Below are 7,207 nucleotides of genomic sequence, written 5' to 3'. Positions count from 1 at the left end.
ACAATTAGATGAACGAAAAAAATTAACTTCTTGTAAAATATCAAAGTTGCTTTTAGTTTTGGAGCATCCGGAATTACCATTACATAATAACCCGGCAGAATTAGCTGCCAGAACAATGGTGCAGCGACGAAATATTAGTTATGCAACCCAAACTTGTGAAGGAACTAAGGCGATGGATGTTTTCATGTCTCTGGTTGCGACTACTAGGAAATTAGGAATTAGCTTTTTTGAATATGATCGTATTTCTCACCGGGGAAATATTCCAGCTCTGGGGATGATTATTCGCAAACAATCTTCGCTTTGTTCTTTCGGTGTGTCCTGGGATTATTGAAGAAGTTTAAAAAAAGATAACTGCTTTGAATTATCGGAACTTAATTCCTTTATTAAGTGTCACCCCACTGTTAATTGTGACTGTTCCAAAAAGACTGTAATATCCTTGACTTCATGATTGAGAATACATTATTTTAATCAAGATTTAGCAGCCAGGAAATGCGAGATTTTTGTATCTAAATTAAGATATTTGTACAATTAAATTAAAATTCTACAATTCCGAAAAATTAATGCTTACCGCAACTTATTGAGCGGATACGTCTAGACTGTAAACCATTTTTTTCTAATTAACTATTTTTATCCATTTTATCACGATCTTGCCTCTGTCTCACATTTATTTGAAATGACTATAACAAATATTCACCAATATCTTGACATCCATAAGGGACACAAGGGATGCCACAAAATCCGGACTCATCCAAATAGTATAAATCAATTTTTCCCTCATCTTCTAGTTGTTTTAATGCTGACAATTTTTGTTTTTTTTTCTTTGTATTCTATAGGGTCGGGCTTTCCCCCAACACCTCGACGCATCCTATGCCAACTCATATTTTTTTTTGATTATTCTCTTAATTGTTTCCGTACTTGTATTAATAGACCATTCTTTTTTGATTTTTTGTACTACTTGCTTTAATTGTTTTGGTTCCAATTTTACCCAATTTTTAATTTGAGCAGATTCTGCCGGATTAAAGATTTTTTTTCTGCCTCTACCTGGTTTATATAATCCGAGCATTCCCTTATTTTCCCATCGATTCAACCAATTATACATAGTCTTATAACTAATTTTAAATATTTTCAGCAGTTTTTCATTTTTGAAGTCTTGTGAAACCCAAATTAAAAGCTGTGTTCTTTGGCGCACTTGATGATGTCTGCTTTCGCGATAAATTTGATTTAGCAATTTCAACGAAAGTGGATTGATGTCTCCAAGTAAAAACATATACAATTTCCTTGAATACGATTCGATATTTTTAGTATATCATATTAGTGGGTTTGTGTAATTAATTTTGTTGAGCTACTTATATTCCCCGATAAATCATTTCTAATGCAATCCGTTCAATTGGTACTCCTAATTCATCTGCAACCGCATCTCCTAAGTCTACTAAAACTGCATAAAATAGCCAAGCAGCCCAGATTTGGCGCTTGATTCCGTTTAATAGACCTCTTGCAAAATAATTTTCTGCTATAAGTAATTAGACAGAATTAATTACACAAATACATGGTAGAATGATATTCCAGGCAAAATTATGAGTTAATTAGAATTTCATATGATGTTTATCAGGAAAATAAATCCTCTTTCGTCTAAATTACTCGACTCGACTTCATCGGCAAAGCCGACATCATCAAGTAGGTCAGAGATCACATTGCCTCATATTAGCTTCGCAAGGAGTAAAAAAAGTAGAGTTAATGAATATTTTCAGAATAAGTTATAAGACACTCTATAACTGGTTCAATCGGTGGGAATCAGAAGGAATGATAGAACTTTATAATAAACCAGGAAGGGGAGCATCCCGGTTTTGTAAATATCCGAATAAGTGTAAAATAGTTAAAATCAATAAAAGTGTCAAAAAAAGTCGAGAAAAAGAGCCATGACCCATGAAGAACTAGAACAGTTGCAATTCTTTTCGGCAGAAATTGCTAAAATTTTGTATAACAATACACCGCCAAGTGAACTGACCAGTCTGGAAAATATTGAAAAACATCTCAGGCAACAATGGCTTGAAAAAGTGGGCCCACAAATCGGTTTTTTTTTATCAAAGAAGCAACAGGAACAGAACAAGGACGACCCCAGCGAGCGTAAAAAGCTGTATTGGTGAACTAATAATTACTGAAAAACAGGTCGAAAAATTAGAGTTCAAGAAATCTACTCGATTATCTCCATTATTTGAAAAATGCTGTCTCCGTCAAATAGCTAATCTTTCCTACTTCAAGGCTGCCCAAGAAATGGAAGTTCAGACAGGAGTAAAGATTGGCCACACTTGTTTACACCGAGTGGTAGAAAAACAAGAATGGTCAGGACCTCATGCCAAAATAGAGGTGAAAGAAACAAGCATAGATGGAGGGAAAGTCCGTCTGAGAGAGAATTTAGGAGAAGGGTCTCATTGGCAAGATTATAGAACCCATTTGACATCTTTTACGGTCTTGTGGTAGCGTGACCGTAAAAGCATTATCCAGTAGCGGCCATGCCTTATTATAGCAGTCTAACGGATTCAGAATGGGAAACAATTGAACCCATACTACATGAGGTATTGCCCAAAAAGAACCGAACTAGACCATGTAACTGGACAGAAAGAGAAATCTTAGATGGAATTTTATATCAACTAAAAAATGGCTGCAATTGGCAAGACTTACCCAAAGACTTGCAACCCTATTCCACTGTATATTGGCATTACAAGCAGTGGCGAACACAGGGAGTCATAGAAGAGCTGATGAGGGTCTTACATGAGCAAGTGCGTGCACAGCTAAAAAAAAAGCCCAATGGACTACATTGATGATTATAGACTCACAAGCCGTAAAAAATACTGGTAATGCTAGTATTGAGTCAAAAGGGTTTTGTTTCTACAAGTCTACAAATGGTATTAAAAGACACCTAGCCGTTGATACACTTGGGTTTCCATTCTTTACCCACTGCACAAAAGCTAGTGTATCAGATGATGCTGGTTTGATTAAAATTTTGACTTTAAACATCGATTATTTTAAGTCCAAACCTCTAAATATTCCGAAAATTATACTCTTAGTAGACAATGGTTATCATCCCGAACATCTCACAAAAGAGTTAGAAAAAATTTATCCCTAAATTATGACAAAAATCAAGTTTGAACTTTCAGAAAAGCCATCAAAAGCCGAAAAAAAAGCTCAAGTAAAATCAGGATTGGTCCCAGTTAAAGCAAGGTGGGTCATTGAACGGTCAAATGCTTGGATGGAAAGATGTAAAATTTTGGTGAAGAACTTTGAGAGAAGTTTGGCAGGGGCGACTGCCAAACTCAACCTTTGTTTTATTAGGCTGATGATTAGAAGGCTTGCACCCCTCTTCTTAGATGTCAAATGGGTTCTATAAGGCAGTGCGGTTACATGAAAGTTATTATGGGGCTTTTTATCAAGAGAATGAAGAGTTAATTAACTATATAAACCATCAGCCATTAGCCGATCTATTAACTTGTTGGGGTGATGGACATGATGGAATATGGAATATTATGAGCCAGTTAAATCGTGGTAAAACCAGACGCGAAATTTTAGATTGGTATCATTTAATGGAAAATTTATATAAAGTGGGAGGGTCGTTGAAATCTCTAGCCCAAGCCAAAGAATTTTTGTGGCAAGGTCGGGTCGAACCTACCCTAAATCTATTTAAATATTGTCCCAAAAAAACCGCTAAAAACTTTTGCAAGTATCTAGAAAAGCATCCCTCTCGAATTGTTAATTATGAGCAATTATCATCAGACAAGATTTGTTCCATAGGCTCGGGAGCGGTAGAATTGACTGTTAAACAAATAGATAAAAGGTTGAAAATTTCGGGAGTTCAATGGTTGAAAAAAATGTCAATCAAATGCTAAAACTTCGTTGTGTTTACCTCAACGATCTCTTGGCTATTTGAGGCTTTTGCAAAACCGGGATGCTCCCCCAGGAAGAGGTGCTAAATCACTATTTAACTCTTCGCAGAAAGCCCCAATCAAAGAGTGGGCTAAACAAGAGCCAAGGCAATTAAAAAATGTTAGCCAAAAGGTTCAAGAAACCTGGGGAATAAGTCCGAGCATAAAAACAATTCAAAGAATAGTAAAAATGCTAAATATGAGTTGGCATCGTATGCGTAAAGGAGTTGCCGCAAAGCCTCCAGCCCATGAATGAATATCAAGATAAAAAGGCACAACTAGAAGAATTAAAGCGATTGGACGATCGGGAGAAATTGATTTATATTACTTGGATGAAGCAGGATTTTGTTGGATTCCTTGTGTTCCCTATGGCTGGCAGAACATTGGAAAATCTTTAGCAATTCCTAGTCGTCGTCAGCCTATGAATGTACTAGGAATCATGAATCGAAATAACCATCTTGAAACTTATGTTTCATCTCAAAGTATTAACTGAGATGTGGTTATTGCGTGTATTGATGCTTTTTTCCCCGCAGTAGATCAGCCAACGGTAATTGTCACAGCTCAAGCTTCTATTCACACCAGTGATGCTATTCTTGACAAAGTTGAAGAGTGGAAACAACGGAATATTACTCTTTTTGAGTTACCTTCTTACTCTCCTAAATTAAATTTAATTGAAATCCTATGGGGGTTTATCAAGTATGAATGGGTTGAGATATCTGCTTACAAAAGTTGGGAAACTTTCGTTGCATCTGTTGAAAAAATTCTGAAAGAATTTGGAGAAAACTATGTAATTAATTTTGTCTAGCTACTTAATAAAGGGCTTGGCTTAAGTGAAGCAGATTGCAGGTTATATCAGCACTTTACAATTATGAGTTAGCTGTGGGGTCTAAAACTCAAAACCTTTAATTATAATATATATTTTTTTGCAAGAGGTCTAATGAACCTGTCCATAAATAACTAAGATTTAATAATCTTTTTACTGTACAAAATGCCTCTTCAATTCGCCAGCATCTTTGATATAAATCTGCTACTACATAGGGCTTGCTGAATAATCGATCGCCAGCCAAGAACAGGTGCGATCGATATATTCAAGCTCGGTTAAAGATAAGTTTTTCTGTATCGAGTTACCCCAATAATAATTGGGGATTATCTCCAACCACAAAACAGGTGTTCTTTTTCTAAATAGATATAAAAACACACAAAAAACCCGGCGCTACCAGGTAGAAAGATTCATTACCAAAAAAGTAATTGCAATAACTGTACTAGATGTATTATCAAGTTTAGCCATCACTCTATTCAGGCCGAATCTTCGTTTGCCTTGTCCGAACTTGCCCTCAATTGCATTTCTAATCCTCTCATCTTCCAACGCTTGCATCTTTTTTGATTTACTCACATTTGCTGGAGGTCTTCCTAAAGGATGTCCACTAATTCTAATGCCTTTTTCTTTACACCACGCTCGGTTTTCCCGATTTCGGTAAATGCGATCTGCATGAACGGACTCTGGATAATATCCTGTGAACCTATGATATGCTTCTACTTGGGCTTTCAAGTCCCCTGATTCGTTAAAATTATCCCAGCTCATCCGGTCTAAAAATACATATCCTTCAAAACAACTGGCTGATAGTTTGGCTCCAAACTCTACGCTTTTTCCGGCTTTTCCTCTGACTATGGGACGGATATGGGGTTGGCTTAAACTTACTATTCTATCCTCAATACTCTGTTTATTATTATCAAATAACCATTGCTGTTGACGATAGACTTCTGTGATCACTAGCAAGGTTTTATATTGCTTTTTGCTCAGGCGTTCGAGAGTCGCACCTGACTCAATTAGCTGTTCAATATGAGCGAGGTTTCTTTTGATATATTGAAGTTGTTTTTTAATTGCCTGTCTTTTTTTGTTGCGGGATGGTCTTCTTTGTTTTGCTATTAATAAGTAATCTTTTCGGGCGAGATTACGGTAGGTTCTTGGTTTTTTACTGGTTTGATGTTTGATCTGTTTATACAGGATGTCTATAATTTTTTCGGTATGAACTCTGGCTTTGTTTAATAGTCCTAAGTCGGTCGGATAGGTAATGTCTGCTGGGGCACAGGTAGCATCTATGATTAATTTTCCGCGATTGGGTGACTCATTTTTGGCGTCCGAATCCTTTTTTTTTTCGGGTTTAACTGGGGTGATGGAGCGCATTTTTTCGACCATTCGTTCATTCACTTTATTAATTAAGTTCGGACTAATTCTTTGGCGAAAGTGAACCAATAGTGATGGGTCAAATGGCAGCTCGTTACTGTAGCTTGAGTGACCGATAAAGTATTGCAGATACGGGTTTTCACGGATTTGTTCTACTGTTTCCCGATCGCTAATTCCTAATTTTTCCTTAATAATTAATGCCCCCAACGCCATCCTCCATGATTTGGCTGGTGCACCCATTTCTGTGGGGAAGTTTTGAGCATATTCTGATTCAAATTCTGACCACGGTATTACTTGGGCCATCTTTACCCAACGGTTAAGGAGTGACAATTTAGAGCCGTTGCCTAGTTCAAAGTCCAATGGTGGGATGGGAGCAAGCTCAACCTTTTTGTACATGATCTCATGTGGTGATGCACGGGTTTTGACCTATTTTACCTGTTTATCACGGCGACTTTATTCTCGATCGCGCGATCGAAACCTTTCGCCACGCAATATGCACTCGATTATTCAGCAAGCCCTACATAGGGGGGCAATATTTCGGGTTCTCGGACACTTGTCAGATAAGAACGCCAGGAAGTCTTGGAGCGAATCTGTACTAATCTTATAGTTAAAGCTGGTGTTCTTTTTGTGCCTGTACCTATTTTAATTATCTGGTCTTTGACATCATAAGTATTGGTTAATACCCGTTCGACTTGATAGGATGCACCTTTCTTTATTCGAGTGATAAATGCAATTTATTGGTCGATGAGTTGTTGCCAAAAAGCGAAGTGATAGAAGCCTCGATCCAATAAGAGCAAGGTTTTTGGCTTAACTATTTTTAGTAAATCTTCTTCGAGCATGAGTATCTGCTTGTTTGGGATTTGTCCAAAACCAAATTTCTTCGGGAAGATGAGTTACTAGATCTATAATTACTCCAATTTTTCCGGCTAATTGACCAATTGGCACATCTGATAAACTTTGTAGCTTCTTAAATAATGCTTCTAATGTTGAGCCATCAGCTATCCAGATATTATCAAAGTTTTTTAAGGCAATACTTCGGACAGTTTTGGAACAGGGACGCTCCCCGAACAGAGACAAAAAATCCCTGGAATTTTAACCGAAACTC

At 37.0% G+C, this 7,207-nt stretch carries 10 protein-coding genes and 3 pseudogenes; 9 read left to right on the top strand and 4 right to left on the bottom strand.

Annotated elements, in window-relative coordinates:
• Positions 1-331 (top strand): annotated as a pseudogene (locus QUA01_RS27020) (hypothetical protein); the annotation flags it as partial.
• A 534-nt stretch (positions 332-865) separates the two neighbouring features.
• Here the strand turns inward: QUA01_RS27020 and QUA01_RS27015 are convergent.
• Entirely contained in the window at positions 866-1,267 is a 402-nt protein-coding gene (locus QUA01_RS27015) for a helix-turn-helix domain-containing protein (protein ID WP_333091988.1), read from the bottom strand.
• Positions 1,268-1,349: 82 nt separating this feature from the next.
• A pseudogene (locus tag QUA01_RS27575) lies at positions 1,350-1,517 on the bottom strand (IS4 family transposase); the annotation flags it as partial.
• 100 nt (positions 1,518-1,617) lie between these two features.
• On the opposite strand from QUA01_RS27575, the gene QUA01_RS27570 reads away from it, so the two are divergent.
• The 8 genes from QUA01_RS27570 (at position 1,618) to QUA01_RS26985 (ending at position 4,722) form a co-directional block, all read left to right on the top strand.
• Positions 1,618-1,920: a helix-turn-helix domain-containing protein gene (locus tag QUA01_RS27570; protein WP_442921567.1), complete on the top strand. Its 303-nt coding sequence runs from the start codon at positions 1,618-1,620 to the stop codon at positions 1,918-1,920.
• Positions 1,917-2,144 (top strand): hypothetical protein, encoded by a 228-nt coding sequence (locus QUA01_RS27010; protein ID WP_333091986.1) that lies wholly within the window; start codon positions 1,917-1,919, stop codon positions 2,142-2,144. The genes QUA01_RS27570 and QUA01_RS27010 overlap by 4 nt, the downstream gene beginning before the upstream one ends.
• A 366-nt stretch (positions 2,145-2,510) precedes the next feature.
• Positions 2,511-2,819, top strand: coding sequence for a transposase (locus QUA01_RS27565; RefSeq protein ID WP_442921566.1), 309 nt, complete (start codon positions 2,511-2,513; stop codon positions 2,817-2,819).
• On the top strand, positions 2,819-3,124 hold the full coding sequence (locus QUA01_RS27005; protein ID WP_333091985.1) for a transposase: 306 nt from the start codon (positions 2,819-2,821) through the stop codon (positions 3,122-3,124). The genes QUA01_RS27565 and QUA01_RS27005 overlap by 1 nt, the downstream gene beginning before the upstream one ends.
• Before the next feature lie 3 nt (positions 3,125-3,127).
• Positions 3,128-3,385, top strand: coding sequence for a hypothetical protein (locus tag QUA01_RS27000; RefSeq protein ID WP_333091984.1), 258 nt, complete (start codon positions 3,128-3,130; stop codon positions 3,383-3,385).
• Positions 3,366-3,881: a hypothetical protein gene (locus QUA01_RS26995; protein ID WP_333091983.1), complete on the top strand. Its 516-nt coding sequence runs from the start codon at positions 3,366-3,368 to the stop codon at positions 3,879-3,881. Before QUA01_RS27000 ends, QUA01_RS26995 begins: the two co-directional genes overlap by 20 nt.
• Before the next feature lie 284 nt (positions 3,882-4,165).
• A complete protein-coding gene (locus QUA01_RS26990) occupies positions 4,166-4,315 on the top strand; it encodes a hypothetical protein (RefSeq protein WP_333091982.1) in 150 nt (49 codons plus the stop codon).
• 98 nt (positions 4,316-4,413) lie between these two features.
• On the top strand, positions 4,414-4,722 hold the full coding sequence (locus QUA01_RS26985; RefSeq protein ID WP_333091980.1) for a transposase: 309 nt from the start codon (positions 4,414-4,416) through the stop codon (positions 4,720-4,722).
• A 283-nt stretch (positions 4,723-5,005) separates the two neighbouring features.
• On the opposite strand, the pseudogene QUA01_RS26980 reads toward QUA01_RS26985, so the two are convergent.
• Together QUA01_RS26980 and QUA01_RS27560 are read right to left on the bottom strand one after the other, a co-directional pair.
• A pseudogene (locus QUA01_RS26980) lies at positions 5,006-6,498 on the bottom strand (IS5 family transposase).
• Between the two features lie 411 nt (positions 6,499-6,909).
• Positions 6,910-7,179, bottom strand: coding sequence for a hypothetical protein (locus QUA01_RS27560; RefSeq protein WP_442921565.1), 270 nt, complete (start codon positions 7,177-7,179; stop codon positions 6,910-6,912).
• Positions 7,180-7,207 lie beyond the last annotated feature (28 nt).

The organism is Microcoleus sp. S36a_B3 (genome assembly GCF_036700745.1).
Lineage (GTDB): Bacteria > Cyanobacteriota > Cyanobacteriia > Cyanobacteriales > Microcoleaceae > Microcoleus.
Note: the sequence above shows the minus strand (reverse complement) of the source record. Positions and strands in the feature narration are given on the sequence as shown.

Excerpts from the sequence above, each read along its gene's own strand:
- QUA01_RS27015 (WP_333091988.1), bottom strand. The coding sequence starts at position 1,267 with ATGTTTTTACTTGGAGACATCAATCCACTTTCGTTGAAATTGCTAAAT.
- QUA01_RS27010 (WP_333091986.1), top strand. The coding sequence starts at position 1,917 with ATGACCCATGAAGAACTAGAACAGTTGCAATTCTTTTCGGCAGAAATT.
- QUA01_RS27565 (WP_442921566.1), top strand. The coding sequence starts at position 2,511 with ATGCCTTATTATAGCAGTCTAACGGATTCAGAATGGGAAACAATTGAA.
- QUA01_RS27005 (WP_333091985.1), top strand. The coding sequence starts at position 2,819 with ATGATTATAGACTCACAAGCCGTAAAAAATACTGGTAATGCTAGTATT.
- QUA01_RS27000 (WP_333091984.1), top strand. The coding sequence starts at position 3,128 with ATGACAAAAATCAAGTTTGAACTTTCAGAAAAGCCATCAAAAGCCGAA.
- QUA01_RS26995 (WP_333091983.1), top strand. The coding sequence starts at position 3,366 with ATGTCAAATGGGTTCTATAAGGCAGTGCGGTTACATGAAAGTTATTAT.
- QUA01_RS26990 (WP_333091982.1), top strand. The coding sequence starts at position 4,166 with ATGAATGAATATCAAGATAAAAAGGCACAACTAGAAGAATTAAAGCGA.